The 15,903-nt window shown below is 67.2% G+C and carries 18 protein-coding genes; 11 read left to right on the top strand and 7 right to left on the bottom strand.

The features are described from left to right. Nucleotides 1–14: 14 nt before the first annotated feature. Genes prpC through prpB form a run of 3 tightly spaced genes read right to left on the bottom strand, consistent with a single transcriptional unit; the run spans nt 15 to nt 2,743 of the window. The gene (gene prpC, locus PIQ37_RS19165) at nt 15–1,178 is read right to left on the bottom strand and encodes a bifunctional 2-methylcitrate synthase/citrate synthase (protein ID WP_148830582.1); all 1,164 of its coding nucleotides are present in this window, start codon (nt 1,176–1,178) and stop codon (nt 15–17) included. Nucleotides 1,179–1,218: 40 nt separating this feature from the next. Then, entirely contained in the window at nt 1,219–1,824 is a 606-nt protein-coding gene (locus PIQ37_RS19160) for a DUF1003 domain-containing protein (protein ID WP_153751165.1), read from the bottom strand. 31 nt (nt 1,825–1,855) lie between these two features. Further along, the gene (gene prpB / locus PIQ37_RS19155) at nt 1,856–2,743 is read right to left on the bottom strand and encodes a methylisocitrate lyase (protein ID WP_342074683.1); all 888 of its coding nucleotides are present in this window, start codon (nt 2,741–2,743) and stop codon (nt 1,856–1,858) included. A gap of 119 nt (nt 2,744–2,862) precedes the next feature. Here prpB and PIQ37_RS19150 point away from each other — a divergent pair, with 119 nt between their 5' ends. The 3 genes from PIQ37_RS19150 to PIQ37_RS19140 are packed head-to-tail and all read left to right on the top strand — an operon-like array spanning nt 2,863 to nt 4,852. Next, the gene (locus PIQ37_RS19150; protein WP_342074682.1) at nt 2,863–4,104 is read left to right on the top strand and encodes a citrate synthase family protein; all 1,242 of its coding nucleotides are present in this window, start codon (nt 2,863–2,865) and stop codon (nt 4,102–4,104) included. A 53-nt stretch (nt 4,105–4,157) separates the two neighbouring features. Continuing rightward, nucleotides 4,158–4,499: a type II toxin-antitoxin system RelE/ParE family toxin gene (locus tag PIQ37_RS19145; protein ID WP_043092911.1), complete on the top strand. Its 342-nt coding sequence runs from the start codon at nt 4,158–4,160 to the stop codon at nt 4,497–4,499. Next, on the top strand, nt 4,496–4,852 hold the full coding sequence (locus PIQ37_RS19140) for an XRE family transcriptional regulator (RefSeq protein WP_342074681.1): 357 nt from the start codon (nt 4,496–4,498) through the stop codon (nt 4,850–4,852). The genes PIQ37_RS19145 and PIQ37_RS19140 overlap by 4 nt, the downstream gene beginning before the upstream one ends. 68 nt (nt 4,853–4,920) lie before the next feature. On the opposite strand, the gene PIQ37_RS19135 is transcribed toward PIQ37_RS19140, so the two are convergent. Further along, complete coding sequence (locus tag PIQ37_RS19135) at nt 4,921–6,321, bottom strand: DUF6624 domain-containing protein (protein WP_342074680.1); 1,401 nt, start codon at nt 6,319–6,321, stop codon at nt 4,921–4,923. 51 nt (nt 6,322–6,372) lie between these two features. Here PIQ37_RS19135 and lexA point away from each other — a divergent pair, with 51 nt between their 5' ends. The 4 genes from lexA to PIQ37_RS19115 are packed head-to-tail and all read left to right on the top strand — an operon-like array spanning nt 6,373 to nt 12,242. Beyond that, nucleotides 6,373–6,981 (top strand): transcriptional repressor LexA, encoded by a 609-nt coding sequence (lexA, locus tag PIQ37_RS19130; protein ID WP_342074679.1) that lies wholly within the window; start codon nt 6,373–6,375, stop codon nt 6,979–6,981. Next, the gene (gene imuA / locus PIQ37_RS19125; RefSeq protein ID WP_342074678.1) at nt 6,981–7,601 is read left to right on the top strand and encodes a translesion DNA synthesis-associated protein ImuA; all 621 of its coding nucleotides are present in this window, start codon (nt 6,981–6,983) and stop codon (nt 7,599–7,601) included. The genes lexA and imuA overlap by 1 nt, the downstream gene beginning before the upstream one ends. 10 nt (nt 7,602–7,611) lie before the next feature. Continuing rightward, nucleotides 7,612–9,033, top strand: coding sequence for a Y-family DNA polymerase (locus PIQ37_RS19120; protein WP_342074677.1), 1,422 nt, complete (start codon nt 7,612–7,614; stop codon nt 9,031–9,033). Continuing rightward, nucleotides 9,030–12,242: an error-prone DNA polymerase gene (locus PIQ37_RS19115; protein ID WP_342074676.1), complete on the top strand. Its 3,213-nt coding sequence runs from the start codon at nt 9,030–9,032 to the stop codon at nt 12,240–12,242. The genes PIQ37_RS19120 and PIQ37_RS19115 overlap by 4 nt, the downstream gene beginning before the upstream one ends. A gap of 149 nt (nt 12,243–12,391) precedes the next feature. Here the strand turns inward: PIQ37_RS19115 and PIQ37_RS19110 are convergent, their stop codons facing one another. Together PIQ37_RS19110 and PIQ37_RS19105 are read right to left on the bottom strand one after the other, a co-directional pair. After that, entirely contained in the window at nt 12,392–12,703 is a 312-nt protein-coding gene (locus PIQ37_RS19110) for a hypothetical protein (RefSeq protein WP_342074675.1), read from the bottom strand. A gap of 239 nt (nt 12,704–12,942) precedes the next feature. Beyond that, nucleotides 12,943–13,692 carry a DNA-formamidopyrimidine glycosylase family protein gene (locus PIQ37_RS19105; RefSeq protein ID WP_342074674.1) on the bottom strand — a complete coding sequence of 250 codons (750 nt, stop codon included), beginning with the start codon at nt 13,690–13,692 and terminating at the stop codon, nt 12,943–12,945. Nucleotides 13,693–13,790: 98 nt separating this feature from the next. Here PIQ37_RS19105 and PIQ37_RS19100 point away from each other — a divergent pair, with 98 nt between their 5' ends. From PIQ37_RS19100 to PIQ37_RS19085, 4 genes are all read left to right on the top strand, one after another. Further along, on the top strand, nt 13,791–13,994 hold the full coding sequence (locus tag PIQ37_RS19100) for a tail assembly protein (protein WP_342074673.1): 204 nt from the start codon (nt 13,791–13,793) through the stop codon (nt 13,992–13,994). Between the two features lie 121 nt (nt 13,995–14,115). Then, on the top strand, nt 14,116–14,325 hold the full coding sequence (locus PIQ37_RS19095) for a hypothetical protein (protein WP_342074672.1): 210 nt from the start codon (nt 14,116–14,118) through the stop codon (nt 14,323–14,325). 444 nt (nt 14,326–14,769) lie between these two features. After that, complete coding sequence (locus PIQ37_RS19090; RefSeq protein WP_342074671.1) at nt 14,770–15,273, top strand: hypothetical protein; 504 nt, start codon at nt 14,770–14,772, stop codon at nt 15,271–15,273. Continuing rightward, nucleotides 15,273–15,563, top strand: a complete 291-nt coding sequence (locus PIQ37_RS19085) for a hypothetical protein (RefSeq protein WP_342074670.1) — start codon at nt 15,273–15,275, stop codon at nt 15,561–15,563. The genes PIQ37_RS19090 and PIQ37_RS19085 overlap by 1 nt, the downstream gene beginning before the upstream one ends. Nucleotides 15,564–15,652: 89 nt before the next feature. On the opposite strand, the gene PIQ37_RS19080 is transcribed toward PIQ37_RS19085, so the two are convergent. Next, nucleotides 15,653–15,850, bottom strand: a complete 198-nt coding sequence (locus PIQ37_RS19080; RefSeq protein ID WP_342074669.1) for a helix-turn-helix domain-containing protein — start codon at nt 15,848–15,850, stop codon at nt 15,653–15,655. Nucleotides 15,851–15,903 lie beyond the last annotated feature (53 nt).

Raw genomic sequence — 15,903 nt, 5'->3', positions numbered from 1 at the left:
GGGAGAGGGGAGAATTACTTGCGCTGATCGATCGGCACGAACGCCTGATCCTCCGGCCCCACGTAGTTCGCGCTGGGGCGGATGATCTTGCCGTCGACGCGCTGCTCGATGATGTGTGCGCTCCAGCCGGCGGTGCGGGCGATCACGAACAGCGGGGTGAACATCGCCGTCGGCACGCCCATCATGTGGTAGCTGACCGCACTGAACCAGTCCAGGTTGGGGAACATCTTCTTGATGTCCCACATCACCGTCTCCAGGCGCTCGGCGATGTCGTACATCTTGCGGCTGCCCTGCGCCTCGGACAGTTCGCGCGCCACGTCCTTGATGACCTGGTTGCGCGGATCGGACACCGTGTACACCGGGTGGCCGAAGCCGATGATGACTTCCTTGCGCTCGACCCGCGCACGGATGTCGGCCTCGGCCTCGTCCGGCGTGTCGTAGCGCTTCTGCACTTCGAACGCGACCTCGTTGGCGCCGCCGTGCTTGGGCCCGCGCAGCGCGCCGATGCCGCCGGCGATGGCGCTGTACATGTCGCTGCCGGTACCGGCGATGACCCGGCAGGCGAAGGTGGACGCGTTGAACTCGTGCTCGGCGTAGAGGATCAGGCTGGTGTGCATCGCCTGCACCCATTCCTCGTGCGGCTTGAAGCCGTGCAGCAGGCGCAGGAAGTGCCCGCCGATCGAATCGTCGTCGGTCTCCACCTCGATGCGCCGGCCGTTGTGGCTGTAGTGGTACCAGTACAGCAGCATCGAGCCGAGGCTGGCCATCAGCTTGTCGGCGATGTCGCGCGCGCCGGGATGGTTGTGGTCGTCCTTCTCCGGCTGCACGCAGCCCAGCACCGACACGCCGGTGCGCATCACGTCCATCGGATGCGCCGACGGCGGCAATTGCTCCAGCGCGGCCTTGACCGCGGCCGGGATGCCGCGCAGCGAGCGCAGCTTGGCCTTGTAGCCGCGCAGCTCGCTGTTGCTGGGCAGCTTGCCGTGCACCAGCAGGTAGGCGATCTCCTCGAACTGGCTGGTGCGCGCCAGGTCCAGGATGTCGTAGCCGCGGTAATGCAGGTCGTTACCGCTGCGGCCCACCGTGCACAGCGCGGTGTTGCCGGCGGCGGTGCCGGACAGGGCCACCGATTTCTTCGGCTTGAAGGCGGGGGCGGTCTGCGGAGCGGTGTCGTTCATGGCGAATCTCCCGGTGTTGCGGTCGGATGGACGCAGTGGATCAGGGGGCGTGCGGCGCCGGTGGCCAGGCCCCGGCGCGCTCGAGCAATTGCTGCAGCATGGCGATCTGGCGGTTCTGCTGGTCCACCAGCGTCGCCCAGTCCTGCTCGCGCAGCTGGTTGAGCTTCTCGTGCACCTGCAGGATTTCCAGTTCGGATTTGATGTTCACTTCGTAGTCGTTCTGCGCGCGCAGGCGGTCCACCGCCGCCTGGCGGTTCTGGCTCATCATGATCACCGGCGCCTGGATCGCGGCCAGGCACGACAGGCACAGGTTGAGCAGGATGTAGGGATACGGATCGAAGGCGCGCGCCAGCACCAGGCTGTTGAGCGCGATCCAGCCCAGCAGCACCACGCAGAAGCCGATGATGAAGCTCCAACTGCCGCCGATCTCGGCAACGCGGTCGGCGACGCGCTCGCCCAGCGAGCGGTCGCGGTCGGCCTGCTTGACGATGTCGCGGGCCACGTGGCGCTTGGCGATGAAGCGCTCCACCACCTCGCGCTCGGCGTCGGGCAGCTTCTCCAGTTCGGTCTGCAGCAACTGCCGCGCGGTCTGGCGGCGATCGATGCGGCTGCGCAGCGACGAAGAGGGACCGGCATTGGGATTCATGGACGGACTCGGGCGGGAAAATCGCCGCCGATCATGCGCCCTTGCTGGCGAACAGCGCATCCAGGCGCTGCTCGAAGGCGTGGTAGCCGATGCGCTCGTACAGCTCCTCGCGGGTCTGCATGCGCTCCAGCACTCCCTGCTGATGGCCGTCGCGGCGGATCGCGGTGTACACGTCCTCGGCGGCCTTGTTGGCGGCGCGGAACGCCGACAGCGGGAACAACTGGATCGCCACGCCGGCCGACGCCAGTTCGTCGCGGGTGAACAGCGGGGTCTTGCCGAACTCGGTGATGTTGGCCAGCACCGGCACCTTCACCGCGTCGACGAACCGGCGGTAGGTGTCCAGGTCGTAGGCGGCCTCGGCGAAGATGCCGTCGGCGCCGGCCTCCACGCAGGCGATGGCGCGTTCGATCGCCGCGTCCACGCCCTCGGCCTGGATCGCGTCGGTGCGCGCGATCAGGAAGAAGTCCGGATCGGTCTTGGCATCGGCCGCGGCCTTGACCCGGTCCACCATCTCGCCCTGGCTGACGATCTCCTTGCCCGGACGGTGGCCGCAGCGCTTGGCGCCGACCTGGTCCTCGATGTGGCAGGCGGCCGCGCCGGCCTTGATCAGCGCCTTGATGGTGCGCTCGATGTTGAACGCGCTCGGCCCGAAGCCGGTGTCGATGTCCACCAGCAGCGGCAGCGGGCACACGTCGGTGATGCGGCGCACGTCGATCAACACATCGTCCAGGGTGTTGATGCCCAGGTCCGGCAGGCCCAGCGAGCCAGCGGCGACGCCGCCGCCGGACAGGTAGATGGCCTTGTAGCCGGCGCGCTGCGCCAGCAGCGCATGGTTGGCGTTGATCGCACCGATCACCTGCAACGGCGCTTCGGCGGCCAGGGCGGCGCGGAAACCGGCGCCGGGGGAAACGAGGGACATGGGCGGCTCCTGAAGTAGAGGCGGCAGCGCCCTGCCGGGCGTTCCGCGATGGGCATCAATCTGGCACTCTCGCAGGCACGGATCAATCTTGATTCAATGAATCAACCTATCGTCCCTTCATGTCCGACGCTCCCGACCGCAACCTGATCTCCGCCGCGGAGGCCTGCGCCCTGCTCGGCATCAGCAGCGCCACCCTGTACGCCTACGTCAGCCGCGGCCTGCTCGGTTCGCGCGCCGGTCCCGACCACCGCAGCCGCGCCTACCTGCGCGCCGAAGTGGAACGGCTGGCGCAGCGCAAGCGCGCCGGCCGCGGCGCCGCGCGTGGTGCCGCGCAGAGCCTGGACCGCGGCCTGCCGGTGCTGGAGACGCGGATCTCGCTGATCCGCCCCGACGGCCCCTACTACCGCGGACGCTCGGCGGTGGCCATGGTCCGTGCCGGCGCCAGCCTGGAGGACGTCGCGCGACTACTGTGGGATTGCCCCGACGGCGAAGACCCGTTCGCCAGCGCCCCGGTCGCGCCCTGGCCGGAGGTAGTGGCGCCGCTGGCCGGACATGCCGCGTTGCCGCCGCTGGAACGCGCCATGGCCTGCATCCCGCTGCTGGCCCTGGAGCTTCGGCAGTCGCTCAACGCCGCCCCCGGCGTGCGCCGCGAAATCGCCGCCACCCTGCTGCGGCAGAACGCCGCGCTGCTGGTCGGCACCGCGCCGGACGCGCGCCCGCTGCATCGCCTGATCGCCGACCACTGGCGTCCCGGCGATGCCGACTTCGCCGAACTGGTGCGCGCCGCGCTGCTGCTGTGCGCCGACCACGAACTCAACGTCTCCGCCTTCGCCGCCCGCGTGGTCGCCTCCACCGGCGCGCCGCTGCACGCCACCGTCAGCGCCGGCCTGGCCGCGCTGTCCGGCCCGCGCCACGGCGGTGCCACCGCCCGCGCCCATGCCCTGCTGCGCGACGCCCAGGACGCGCCCAGCGCCAGCGCCCTGATCGCCGAACGCTGGCAGCGCGGCGACGACCTGCCCGGCTTCCACCATGCCCTGTACCCGGACGGCGACCCGCGCGCGGCCGAAGTGCTGCGCCTGCTGCGCGAACGCAGCGGCGACAGCGCGCGGATGCAGCACGTGGACGCGGTGATCGCCGCCGCCCAGGACTGCAGCGGCCAGCGCCCGAACATCGACTGCCTGCTGGCCGCGCTCTGCTTCGTCCACGACCTGCCGGCGGCGCACGCCCTGGTCCTGTTCGCCGCCGCCCGCCAGGCCGGCTGGCTGGCCCACGCCCTGGAGCAGCAGGCCCTGGGCAAGCTGATCCGGCCACGGGCGCGCTACACCGGGGCGATGCCCGAGGATGGCGCTGGGCGCGGCTAAGGGGACAGCGGGCGCACCTTGCGAATGCACCAAGATTGGTACACCATGCCGTCATGGAGACCACACTGGACGTGCGCTTCTACCGTGCCGCATCGGGCGTCGAGCCGGTGCGGGTCTGGCTCAGGGAAGCGGTGTCGGCTGATGCCAGGAAAGCGATCGGCGGCGACATCAAGACAGTGCAGTTGGGATGGCCGCTCGGCATGCCCTTGGTGCGCAAGCTGGACCAGCGCCTGTGGGAAGTGCGCAGTGCGATTCCCGAAGGCATTGCGCGGATCTTTTTCACCACCGTTGGATCGGACATGGTGCTGCTGCACGGCATCGTCAAGAAATCGGGCAAGACCCCGAGCGCCGATCTCGCCACCGCCAAACGCCGCAGAGACAAGGTGATGCGATGAGCCGCAATCCCCATATCGGATCCAGCTTCGACAGCTTCCTGGCCGAAGAAGGCATCCTCGAAGACACCGCCGCACTCGCTGCCAAGCGCGTGATCGCCTGGCAGGTCGCCGAAGCGATGAAGTCCGCCAAGCTCACCAAGAGCGCGCTGGCCCGGCGCATGAACACCAGCCGCTCGCAACTGGACCGCGTGCTGGACGCCACCGATACCAGCCTCACCCTGGACACGTTGAGCCGCGCGGCCACGGCGCTGGGCTACCGGATCCAGATCGACCTGGTCGCCACGCAATCGGGCAGGTCAGTCGGCAAAGCGCCAACGGCGAAAGCCAAGACTTCGGCCGGCATCCGTCGCTGACGCAATCCCCACCCTGCGACTCAACGCATGGCCCCGGACATTGGCACCCGCCAATGACATGCCCTTGATCAATTACTTTGCATCGAGCTCAGGTATGCATCGAACGGTTCCATCGCCATGATCTCCCGCCGGCGATCCAGCGAGGCCCTGTCCTGGATCGGATACGGCTCGATCTTTCCGCCGTCCTCGCTGACCTGAGAGCCGTAGATCTGGTCTTTTCCTTGGTACATGCACAGTCGATCGATCATGAGCGCGTAATCATGGCGAGCCATCTCGCCGCGGAGCATCAGCGGCCGCGCCATTCCGAGCGCCGCCCGTATCAGCTCAGGACTGTGGGAGTGCTGCACCAGGATGTAGAACGCCATGACGCCCTTGCGTCCCACCATTTGCGCATCGGGAAAGCCGTACTTCTTGAGCACATCCGCTACGAACACCGCATTCCTGGCATCGTCGGCGTCTGCCGCCTTCGCTTCGGCGGAATCCGCCCCGGTCCCGGCCTCGTCCCACGCTTCCCTCAGCTTCTGGTCCCGCGCGTATCGCTCATCCAGAGAGCGCCTCAGATCGGGATGCGTGATGGGTTGCGGCCGCTGGCACAACGCGGCCCCACCGACCGCTTGGTCATAGGGCACGCCGACAGAGATCAGGTCACTCGCAGCCCGAAGGTCCACAGCGATGGGCGCAAGCCCCAGGTCATCACGCTCCTGATTCACCGCCATCTCGCTCAAGCCCTCTTGCAGCCGGAGCACTCCGTCCTTCAGTTCGGGGACTGCACCGTAGGATGGCTTCTTTCCGCTGGAGAGCGCCACGCGGTCAGCCAGTTCAGCATAGCCCTGGGCGTCGACATCATCTCCCACACGCTCGTAGAGCGCGTCCATGAGCCGAGTCTGGAGCTTCCCATCACCGCGCGACGCGAGCACGATCGCCCCCAAGGCATTGACCCCTTCGCAGCCGACCTGGCCTTCGGACGGAATACCGCCATCCAGCACCTTCGCCACTTCGCGCAATTCTTCTGGCCCGAAAGGCCCGACGCTCGCCTTGGCGCGAAAGGCCAGAAGGGTGTCCCGCAGATCCTGCCGAGTGATCCCTGCAGCGTGCCCAGACACCGCCAAGGCGCCGAGCAACACACAACTCCAACCCCTGACCAATCTGCCCATCGCGACGTCACCCAGTGTGCTTGTCAAGACGCTCATATCGGCAGCTCCGGACGCGACACGCTGCCCGGTCAGCTGACGTACCGGCGACAGTCGCAGACAACCTGCAACTCCACTCGGTGAACGCAACAATGGCGCCTGGCCGCAGCGGCCAGAAGCCGCAAGTCTGTCCCAGGTGACCATCATGCGCATCGCGAACCCTGCCGCATGCAGTCCCGACCAGAAAGGATGCGGCAACGAACTGGCCTCATCCAGACCAGCGGTACCGCCCAAGAACGGCTGCCCCGGAAAAACCGACAGCGCCTCCCCCAAAAGCATTCAGCAGGTCCATTCGCCAAAGGCACCGCCGAAGGTGTACAAATGCACACCATGACCACCCTGTCCCCGCAGCGCGCCGCCATCCTCGCCTACGTCCATGCCTGCATCGAGCAGGAGGGGCGGCCGCCGAGCCTGGCCGAGATCGCCGAACGCTTCGGCTTCGCCTCGCGCAATGCCGCGCGCAAGCACGTGCAGGCGCTGGTCGAGGTCGGGCTGCTGGCGCAGGTGCCGCAGCAGGCGCGCAGTCTGCGCCCGGCGCAGGCCGGCAACCGCAGCGAACTGCTGCAGTTGCCGGTGCTGGGCCGGGTCGCCGCCGGCACGCCGATCGGCGCCGACATCGGCCTGGACCAGCAGTTGCGCCTGGACCGTGCGGTGTTCGCGCTGCGCCCGGACTACCTGCTGCGGGTGCAGGGCGACTCGATGATCGACGACGGCATCCTCGACGGCGACCTGGTCGGGGTGCGCCGCGCCGCCGACGCGCGCAACGGCCAGATCGTGGTGGCGCGGCTGGACGGCGAACTCACCATCAAGCGCTACCGCGCCGATGGCGACGGCATCGCGCTGCTGCCGCGCAATCCCGCCTATGCGCCGATCGTGGTCGGTCGCGGGCAGGACTTCGCCATCGAAGGGCATTACTGCGGCCTGATCCGGCCCGGCTGATGGCCGCCGTCGTCGCCCTCGACCGCCTGCTGGCCGAGCGCCGGGTCTGGCGCGGCCAGCCGACGGCGCTGCCGCCCAGCGCGCAGCCCACCGGGCACGCCGCGCTGGACGCGGTGCTGCCCGCGCGCGGCTGGCCGGAGATGGCGCTGACCGAGCTGCTGCACGCCGCCGACGGCATCGGCGAGCTGCAGCTGCTGTGGCCGACGCTGGCGCGGCTGTCGCAAGGCGGCGGCCGCATCGTGCTGGTCGATCCGCCGTACCTGCCCTACCCCGCTGCCTGGGCGCAGGCCGGGGTGGTGCTGGCGCAGTTGCAGATCGTCCGTGCCGGCGCCGACGCGGCCTGGGCCGCCGAGCAATGCCTGCGTTCGGGCAGTTGCGCGGCGGTGCTGTGCTGGCCGGGGCTGGCCGGCGACAAGACCCTGCGCCGGCTGCAGGTGGCGGCCGAGACCGGGCGCACCCTGGGCTTCGCCTATCGGCCGCTGAAGGCCGCCGCCAATCCGTCGCCGGCCGCGCTGCGCATCGCCATCGACGCCGCGCCGGCGCAACTGCGCGTGCTCAAGTGCCGCGGCGGGCTGCCGCCGGCGCAGCCGATCGCCCTGTCCGCCCTGGCGACCGGGTGAGACCGCCACCATGCGCTGGGCCTGCATCCTGTTGCCGCAGCTGGCGCTGGACACCGTCCTGCGTCGCTGGCCGACGCCGGACGAACCGCTGGCGTTGCTCGACGGCCCGCCGCAGCGGCGCACGCTGAAGGCCGTCAACGCCGCCGCGCGCGCCCGCGGCCTGCGCCCCGGGCAATCGCTGGTCACCGCGCAGGCGCTGTGCGACCGCTTCGCCACCGCCCTGCACGATGCCGAAGAAAGCCGCCGCAGCCAGCAGTTCCTCGCGGCGTGGGCGTACCGCTTCAGTTCGCTGGTCAGCACCGACTACCCCGGCGCGCTGCTGCTCGAGATCGAGGCCAGCCTCGGCCTGTTCGGGCCCTGGCCGCGCTTCGAGGCGCGGCTGCGCGAGGAACTGACCGCGCTGGGCTTCCGCCACCGCATCGTGGTCGCGCCGCACCCGCTGGCCGCGCGTGCGCTGGTCAATGCGCACGACGGCATCGCCCTGCTCGACAACGCCGCGCTGCAGCGCGCGCTGGGGCAGTTGCCGATCGCCCGCGCCGGGCTGTCGCCGGCCCTGGCCGAGGGCTTCGCGCGGATGGGCCTGCGCCGCCTGCAGCAGCTGTTCGCACTGCCGCGCACCGCACTGGCACGGCGCTATCCGCCGGCCCTGCTGCAGCACCTGGACGCGCTGCGCGGGCAGGCGCCGCTGCCGTTGCAGTACTACCTGCCGCCGGACCGCTTCGATGCGCGCGTGGAACTGGGCTATGCCACCGAATCCAACCAGGCGCTGCTGTTCCCGCTGCGCCGGCTGACCCAGGACCTGGCCGCATTCCTGGCCGGGCGCGATGGCGGCGTGCAGCGTTTCCGCCTGCTGCTGGAACACGAGGACCTGGAGCCCAGCGCGGTGCCGGTGGGCCTGCTCGCCGCCGAGCGCGATGCAGCGATGCTGTTCGAACTGGCGCGCGGGCGCCTGCAGCAGGCCAGCGTGCCGGCGCCGGTGCAGGCGCTGCGCCTGTGCGCCGACGAACTGCCGCCATTCGTGCCGGCTGCGCGCGAACTGTTCGACGAGCGCGCGCAGCAGGCACTGCCCTGGGAGCAACTGCGCGAACGCCTGCGCGCGCGCCTGGGCGACGACGCCGTGCACGGCCTGCGCGCGCATGCCGACCATCGCCCGGAGCTGGCCTGGCGCGCCGAATCCGCTGCGGTGCGCAGCACGGCCGCGCCCGCCGCCGCACCGCCACGCCCCGGCTGGCTGCTGGCGCGGCCGGTGCCGCTGCGCGAGCGCGTGCCCGAGCACCTGGCCGGGCCGGAGCGCATCGAGAGCGGCTGGTGGGACGACGGCGACGTGCGTCGCGACTACTACGTGGTGCGCACCCGCCAGGGCCAGCGCGCCTGGGCCTTCGCCCCGGCCGACGCGCCGGACGCACTGATGCTGCACGGCTGGTTCGCATGAGCCACACCCCGCCGCACCCGCGCATGCCGCCGCGCCTGCGGCTGCTGCCGACGCCCGCCCCTGCGCCAACCAGCGCACCCGCCGCCAACGTGCCGCGCACGCCAGCGGACCCTACCCTGCCCGACTACGCCGAACTGCATTGCCTGTCCAACTTCAGCTTCCAGCGCGGTGCCTCGCACCCCTGGGAACTGTGCGAACGCGCGCTGCACCACGGCTATCGCGCCCTGGCGATCACCGACGAATGCAGCCTGGCCGGCATCGTGCGCGCGTGGCAGGCGGCCCAGGACATGGGCCTGCACCTCATCGTCGGCAGCGAGATCCAGTTCGAGCACGGGCCCAAGCTGGTGCTGCTGGCCGAGACCCTGCACGGCTACCAGCGGCTGTGCCGGCTGATCACCCTGGCGCGGCGCCGCGCCGACAAGGGCAGCTACCGCGCGCTGCGCGAGGATCTGGCCAGCGCGGACGACGGCGCCGGCCTGCTGTGCCTGTGGCTGCCGCGCGGCGATGGCGACGACGACGCGGATGGCGCCTGGCTGCAAGCACGTTTTCCGCAGCGGCTGTGGCTGGCGGTGGAACTGCTGCGCGGTCCCGACGATGCCGCGCTGCTGCAGGCGCGCCTGCAGTTGGCGCATGCGCTGCAGCTACCGGCCGTGGCCAGCGGCGACGTGCACATGCACGCACGCGGCCGGCGCGCGCTGCAGGACACCTTGACCGCGATCCGCCAGCGCCTGCCACTGCACGACGCCGGCGCCCACCTGTATCCCAACGGCGAACGCCACCTGCGCCCGCGCGCCACGCTGGCGACGCTGTACCCGCCCGCGTTGCTGGCCGAAACCGTGCGCATCGCGCAGCGCTGCACATTCGACCTCGGCCAACTGCAGTACGAATACCCGCACGAACTGGTACCGCCCGGGCACACGCCCACGCAGTGGCTGCGCATCCTCACCGAACGCGGCGCGGCCGAGCGCTGGCCGCACGGCGTGCCGGACAAGGCGCGGCGCCTGATCGAACACGAACTCGGCGTGATCGAGCGGCTGAAGTACGAGTCCTACTTCCTTACCGTCTACGACCTGGTGCGCTTCGCGCGCTCCAAGGACATCCTGTGCCAGGGCCGCGGCTCGGCGGCGAACTCGGCGGTGTGCTACGCGCTGGGTATCACCGCGATCGATCCGGACCGCATCGGCATGCTGTTCGAGCGTTTCATCTCCGAGGAGCGCAAGGAGCGGCCGGACATCGACATCGATTTCGAGCACGACCGCCGCGAGGAAGTGATCCAGTACATCTTCAGTCACTACGGCCGCGAGCGCGCCGCGCTGGCGGCGGTGGCGATCAGCTACCACACGCGCAGCGCGGTGCGCGACGTGGCGCGTGCACTGGGACTGCCCAGTGACACCGTCGATGCGCTGTCCTCCGCGCTGGGCCAGCGCGACCCGGTGGAGTCGGCGCAGGAACTGCTGCGCGAACGCGGTTTCGACCCGGACACGCCGGTGATGCGCCGGCTGCTGGTGCTCGCCGGCCAACTGCTCGGCTTCCCGCGGCACCTGTCGCAGCACCCCGGCGGCTTCGTCATCTCCGAGCATGCGCTGCACACCCTGGTGCCGGTGGAGAACGCGACCATGGCCGAGCGCACGGTGATCCAGTGGGACAAGGACGACCTGGAACTGGTCGGGCTGATGAAGGTCGACGTGCTCGCGCTGGGCATGCTCAGCGCGCTGCGACGCACCCTGGACCTGCTGCGCGCGCACCGCGGCCGCGACTACACGCTCGCCAGCATTCCCGCCGAAGATCCGCAGACCTACGCGATGATCCAGCGCGCCGACACCATCGGCGTGTTCCAGATCGAATCGCGCGCGCAGATGGCGATGCTGCCGCGGCTGCAGCCAAAAGAGTTCTACGACCTGGTCATCCAGGTGGCGATCGTGCGCCCCGGGCCGATCCAGGGCGGCATGGTGCATCCGTATCTGCGCCGGCGCAGCGGTGAGGAGGCCACCGACGATCTGCCACCGCAGCTTTTTGAAGTCTTCAAACGGACGCTCGGCGTCCCACTGTTCCAGGAGCAGGTCATGCAGTTGGCGATGGTCGCTGCCGATTACAGCGCCGACAAAGCCGACCAATTGCGTCGCTCGATGGCCGCCTGGAAGCGCCACGGCGGCCTTGAACCGCATCGCGAGGATCTGCTGAAAGGCATGCTGAAGAACGGCTACACCGCCGAATTCGCCGGACGCATCTTCGAGCAGATCAAGGGCTTCGGCAGCTACGGCTTTCCCGAAAGCCACGCCGCCAGTTTCGCCCTGCTCACCTACGCCAGCTGCTGGCTCAAATGCCACGAACCGGCCGCGTTCACCTGCGCGCTCATCAACAGCTGGCCGATGGGCTTCTACAGCCCCGACCAGTTGCTGCAGGACGCGCGCCGCCACGGCCTGCAGGTGCGGCCGGTGGACGTGCGCTACAGCGACTGGGACTGCAGCCTGGAAGCGTACAGCCCCGAGCCCGAGGTGCAGCCGGCGATCCGCCTGGGCCTGCGCCTGGTCCGCGGCCTGGCCGAGGACGCTGCATTGCGCTTGCAGCAGGCACGCGCACAGGCGCCGTTCCACGACCTCGCCGACCTGTGTCACCGCGCCGCGCTCGACGACAAGGCCCGCGCCGCCCTCGCCGACGCCGGCGCGTTGAAAGCGCTGGCCGGCCATCGCCATCGCGCCCGCTGGGCGGTGGCCGGCGTCGAAGCGCAGCGCCCCCTGTTCGAAGGGCTGGCGGCCACAGCCGAGCAACAGGTCGCGCTTCCACTCCCCAGCCAAGGCGAAGACATCCGCGCCGACTACGCGACGCTCGGCACCACCCTGGGCAAGCACCCGCTGACCCTACTGCGCGCACAGCTCCGCGCGCGCCGCTACCGCCATTCCGGCGAACTGCGGGCGTTGCCGCATGCCAGTGCTGTCGCCATCGCCGGTCTGGTCACCATGCGCCAGCGCCCGCAGACCGCCAGCGGCGTCACCTTCGTCACTCTCGAAGACGAGCACGGCCTGGTCAACGTGGTGGTGTGGCGGCGCCTGGCCGAACGCCAGCGCCAGGCCCTGCTCGAATCCCAACTGCTGCTGGTGCGCGGCCGCGTCGAGACCGAAGGCAAGGTCCGCCACCTGATCGCCGCCCACCTCGAAGACCTGACACCCATGCTGCTCGGCCTGGATATCCGCAGCCGGGATTTTCATTGAGGCAGTCGCATGCGTCAAAGCAAAGCGGCGACAATTCGATTTGATTACCCAACGAAGGCAACACCATCAAGGCCTGCAGTCAAACTGGTTGGAGACAACGTAAACTTTGCGGCGGAATGCGCTAATCTCCGCCGCCACCACAACGACGACTAGCGCGACATCCAAATCCCGGCGATATCGTTTCTCCCCGCGCAGTCAACATTGTCTGCCGAGTAACGGACCACAAGCGATTTCTGGTTTGTAACAGCCATGGAGACAACGGCAAGCGTCGGATTAAAGTCAGGATCTGACTGCCTGATGATGCCGGCTCCACCTTCCACCCAATCCACCCAAAGCATACTGTCGCCGACGTAGAACGCTTTTGGCGTCACCATGCATTCCGTCACCGCCATGGCTGGCGACGCGATGACGCACAGAAGAAGCCCAAGCGCTAACGAAATTGAAGAAACCCGGAATTTCATACCCCCCCTTTTCTGATGAAAATCAATCAGCAAAGCTCACATGACCCTTCTTGCCCAGTGAGCGGTCTCTTTGTAGAGCTGTCGATCACTGTACACGACACTGATGTCGCCCCCAATCCCCCGTGTTGACAGCGTGGGAATCGACCCAGCCCATATACCGACATGAATTCCAAGCAGCAAGCGCCTTACGACGATCTTTGCACTGCGTTGTGGACGCGCCAGCCCCAATTGGCGTTGGATCAATTATCGTCCAGCACGTACCGCCGTTGGCAGTGCTCGCAGAAGAACGCGCGCCGCTGCGCCTTGCCGAGTTGCTTGCGATAGGTGAGCAGATGGCCGTCGCGCGGACAGACCGTCTTTGTGTGCACCTGGTAGTGCTTCTTCAGTTCGTAGGCTTTCTTCCAGCGATAGAAATCGAAGCTGTACTCGCGCGCCTGCGTCACCAGTTCGCCCAGCTTGCGCGGCGGCAATGCGCCGATCTCGCTCTCGGGGTGCACACGGATGCGATGCAGCACCTCGTTCTTGATGATGTTGCCGACCCCGGCGAACACGTCCTGATCCAGCAAGGCATCGGCGGCGAGCGTATGCGGCCGCAGGCGCAACTTGCGCCGCGCCTGCGCCGCATCCCAGTCGGGATTCATCACGTCCGCCGTCCAATCGTAGGCCGCGTCCAGCGGACCGTCGATGAACTTGATCGAACACGCGTAGAAGTTCATCTCCTCGCCCTTGGCGAAGCCCAGGCTCAAACGTGCCGTCGCGTCCCTGCGCGCATTGATCCGGTAGCTGCCGAACAGCAGGAAGTGGATGCGCACACTGAACGCATCGAACTCGATCAGGAAATGCTTGCCCCAGCTGCGCAGCGACAGGATCTTGCAACCTCGCATCCGCTCCAGGTCCAGCTTGCTGTTGCCGGACACCCGCAACACCTTGCGCCCGGCGAACGCGGCGACGGCTTCCTTGAGGATGACGATCGACGGGCCTTCGGGCATTTGCGTAGTATCACAAGAAATTGAGTGAGTCACTCGTGACCGCAGCGTAGACAGGACGTGCGTGAATCTGCGTGTGGTTAACCAACCTCGGTACTGCGATGGTGCTGGGGATCGTCCAGATACTATTGCTTATGCAGAAGGGCTTGGGCGCGCAGGACAGCCCGGCCAACAAACTCAGCTACGCATTCAACGGGCCGGTAAATACCCAGGCCCAGGGCAACCCGGTTCCGGTCGCCTACGGCGATACGTGGTGCGGGTCGGCCGTCATCAGCGGCGGAATCTTCGCGAAGGATCAGGCATAGCGTCGCCCCAAGCCCCCCAACCTTGACCTTTCGATAGCGGCTGCGCGAGGCAGCGCCTCAACCTCAGCCACGACGGCGACCTCCGGTATGATCGAACAACACCATCGACAAGGAGGAGACAATGAACGATACGACCGCGCAGATGCTCACGCGCATCACCGAAGTAGTCGCAGTGCGCAAGGAAGAAGACGTCAACGCTCGGCTGAAGGAAGGGTGGCGATTGCTGTCCGTCGAACAGGTGCCGATGCGCGATGGCGGAGACACCTGGGTCGAGACGAAGTACGTGCTGGGGTTCCCGAACCAGGAGGCGCTCAGCGTGTCTTTGGACTGATTCGTCCCTGCACCCCGCTGGTCCCCTGGTCGCTTCGGGGGATCTGCGCTGACACTCTCCCCAGATACGCGAGGCGAAGGGCTTCGTGGAATAACGGCGAACCGGGGCTCTGCCGCTGCACCATCCAGCTCCCGCCAGCTGTCCACCAGGCTAAATCAGGGCATCCCCCTGAGGCTGTAGGGGTTTCCCCAACATCGATGTAGGTGATTCAGGTAGCTCGTTCAGCCAGCCTGACCCCGTCCCCCATAGCCCCAATCTTTCGCCCGGACCGCAACCCCTTGATGTTTCAAGAAATGGGGAACTCGGCCGCTGTATTTGGGGTCAAAGGTCAGGTGAATCGAGCCGTGTGAACCGACCGTCTACGCCTTGCACCGTTCCACTTCAATGTCAACCATCAACGGAATGTTGATGTAGACTCCCCCCATTGGAAATTAGGAAACAACCATGAAGTGCGCTGCCAGCAATGTCTTCAGCAGCACTGCCGCAGAGCAACTCGCTTTCAGCCAGTTCGCTGCTGCCCAGGTCCGGGATCTGGGCCTACTTCGAAATATCGTTCAAACCTGCACTGCGCTTGAGCAGAAGCGGAAGGTCTTCCTGTTCGTCAACGACACCATATGCGGCATGTTGGAGTCGCTAGCCACTGTTGAAAGCGTGGTCCCGGAAGAGGAGATCCTTGCCGAGCTCGATCGCATCAGCGATGGACTCATTGGCTACTCCGAGAACCTCAAGGCCGGCCTGAGAGCGGCCGACCGTGATCGCCAGTTGAGAGCAGACGATGGCGTGCATGACGCATATCGTGCTGCCATTGATGCACTGTGCTCTCTGCACGATGTGGTCGAAGACTATCGAATGGCGTTGCTCCATCACAATGCACTTCATGACAACGGAGACGCCGGCCCGGTGCTTTCCAGCACTGACGATGTAAGGGCATTTCTCGAACGCATGTGATGCTGAAAATCACAGGAGTGCAACTAGGAAAGGATTCCTTTCAGAGAGACTTCGCCGCTCTCCCTGACGAGGTGAAGGCAGCTTTCCGCGAAAGAATTCCGACGCTCCTCACGCATCCCACAGCACGTCGATTACGGCTGCATGATCTTTCTGGATTCAAGCCGAAGATCTACAAGATTGATGTGACGTCGGACGGCAAGATGTATCAAGCCACCTTTCACCTTGAAGGATCGGTCGCAGTTTTCCTGAGAGTTGCGATCCACAAGGAAATCGACCGACGGCCAAACTAACCCCGCTCCGGCGGGGTTTTCTTTGCTTGGTGCACGCTAATGCTTCAACGCGGACCGCAACTTGCTTGGCTACACCAGCGCGAAAACTCTCAGCCATTCATCAGAACACGCAGCACCAATTCGGTGCCGTCGGCGAGCCACGCGTGCTCGTCGATGTACCAGGTTCCCCCGATCTTCATGCCGGGCAACGAGCCCGCCTGCAGCCAGCGTCGGACGGTCAACTCGGTGGGCGCAGATCCCGCGGCGAAGTACTTCGATCTCCACGCCACCACCGTCATCAACAGCATCACAAGCACCTCGAATTGGAGGTGAAAGATCGTACGTAGCAAGGGTGACAAGA

Origin of the sequence: Xanthomonas protegens (assembly GCF_038442435.1) — a bacterium.
Lineage (GTDB): Bacteria > Pseudomonadota > Gammaproteobacteria > Xanthomonadales > Xanthomonadaceae > Xanthomonas_A > Xanthomonas_A sontii.
This window is presented reverse-complemented; position numbering and strand designations above follow the sequence as displayed.

Coding starts and splice junctions, on each gene's coding strand:
- PIQ37_RS19160 (WP_153751165.1), bottom strand. CDS start 1,824: ATGAATCCCAATGCCGGTCCCTCTTCGTCGCTGCGCAGCCGCATCGAT.
- PIQ37_RS19135 (WP_342074680.1), bottom strand. CDS start 6,321: ATGCTTTTGGGGGAGGCGCTGTCGGTTTTTCCGGGGCAGCCGTTCTTG.
- PIQ37_RS19095 (WP_342074672.1), top strand. CDS start 14,116: ATGAACGATACGACCGCGCAGATGCTCACGCGCATCACCGAAGTAGTC.
- PIQ37_RS19105 (WP_342074674.1), bottom strand. CDS start 13,692: ATGCCCGAAGGCCCGTCGATCGTCATCCTCAAGGAAGCCGTCGCCGCG.
- PIQ37_RS19140 (WP_342074681.1), top strand. CDS start 4,496: ATGAGCCGCAATCCCCATATCGGATCCAGCTTCGACAGCTTCCTGGCC.
- PIQ37_RS19150 (WP_342074682.1), top strand. CDS start 2,863: ATGTCCGACGCTCCCGACCGCAACCTGATCTCCGCCGCGGAGGCCTGC.
- PIQ37_RS19110 (WP_342074675.1), bottom strand. CDS start 12,703: ATGAAATTCCGGGTTTCTTCAATTTCGTTAGCGCTTGGGCTTCTTCTG.
- PIQ37_RS19085 (WP_342074670.1), top strand. CDS start 15,273: ATGCTGAAAATCACAGGAGTGCAACTAGGAAAGGATTCCTTTCAGAGA.
- PIQ37_RS19090 (WP_342074671.1), top strand. CDS start 14,770: ATGAAGTGCGCTGCCAGCAATGTCTTCAGCAGCACTGCCGCAGAGCAA.
- PIQ37_RS19145 (WP_043092911.1), top strand. CDS start 4,158: ATGGAGACCACACTGGACGTGCGCTTCTACCGTGCCGCATCGGGCGTC.
- prpC (WP_148830582.1), bottom strand. CDS start 1,178: ATGAACGACACCGCTCCGCAGACCGCCCCCGCCTTCAAGCCGAAGAAA.
- imuA (WP_342074678.1), top strand. CDS start 6,981: ATGGCCGCCGTCGTCGCCCTCGACCGCCTGCTGGCCGAGCGCCGGGTC.
- PIQ37_RS19120 (WP_342074677.1), top strand. CDS start 7,612: ATGCGCTGGGCCTGCATCCTGTTGCCGCAGCTGGCGCTGGACACCGTC.
- prpB (WP_342074683.1), bottom strand. CDS start 2,743: ATGTCCCTCGTTTCCCCCGGCGCCGGTTTCCGCGCCGCCCTGGCCGCC.
- PIQ37_RS19115 (WP_342074676.1), top strand. CDS start 9,030: ATGAGCCACACCCCGCCGCACCCGCGCATGCCGCCGCGCCTGCGGCTG.
- PIQ37_RS19100 (WP_342074673.1), top strand. CDS start 13,791: ATGGTGCTGGGGATCGTCCAGATACTATTGCTTATGCAGAAGGGCTTG.
- PIQ37_RS19080 (WP_342074669.1), bottom strand. CDS start 15,850: ATGCTGTTGATGACGGTGGTGGCGTGGAGATCGAAGTACTTCGCCGCG.
- lexA (WP_342074679.1), top strand. CDS start 6,373: ATGACCACCCTGTCCCCGCAGCGCGCCGCCATCCTCGCCTACGTCCAT.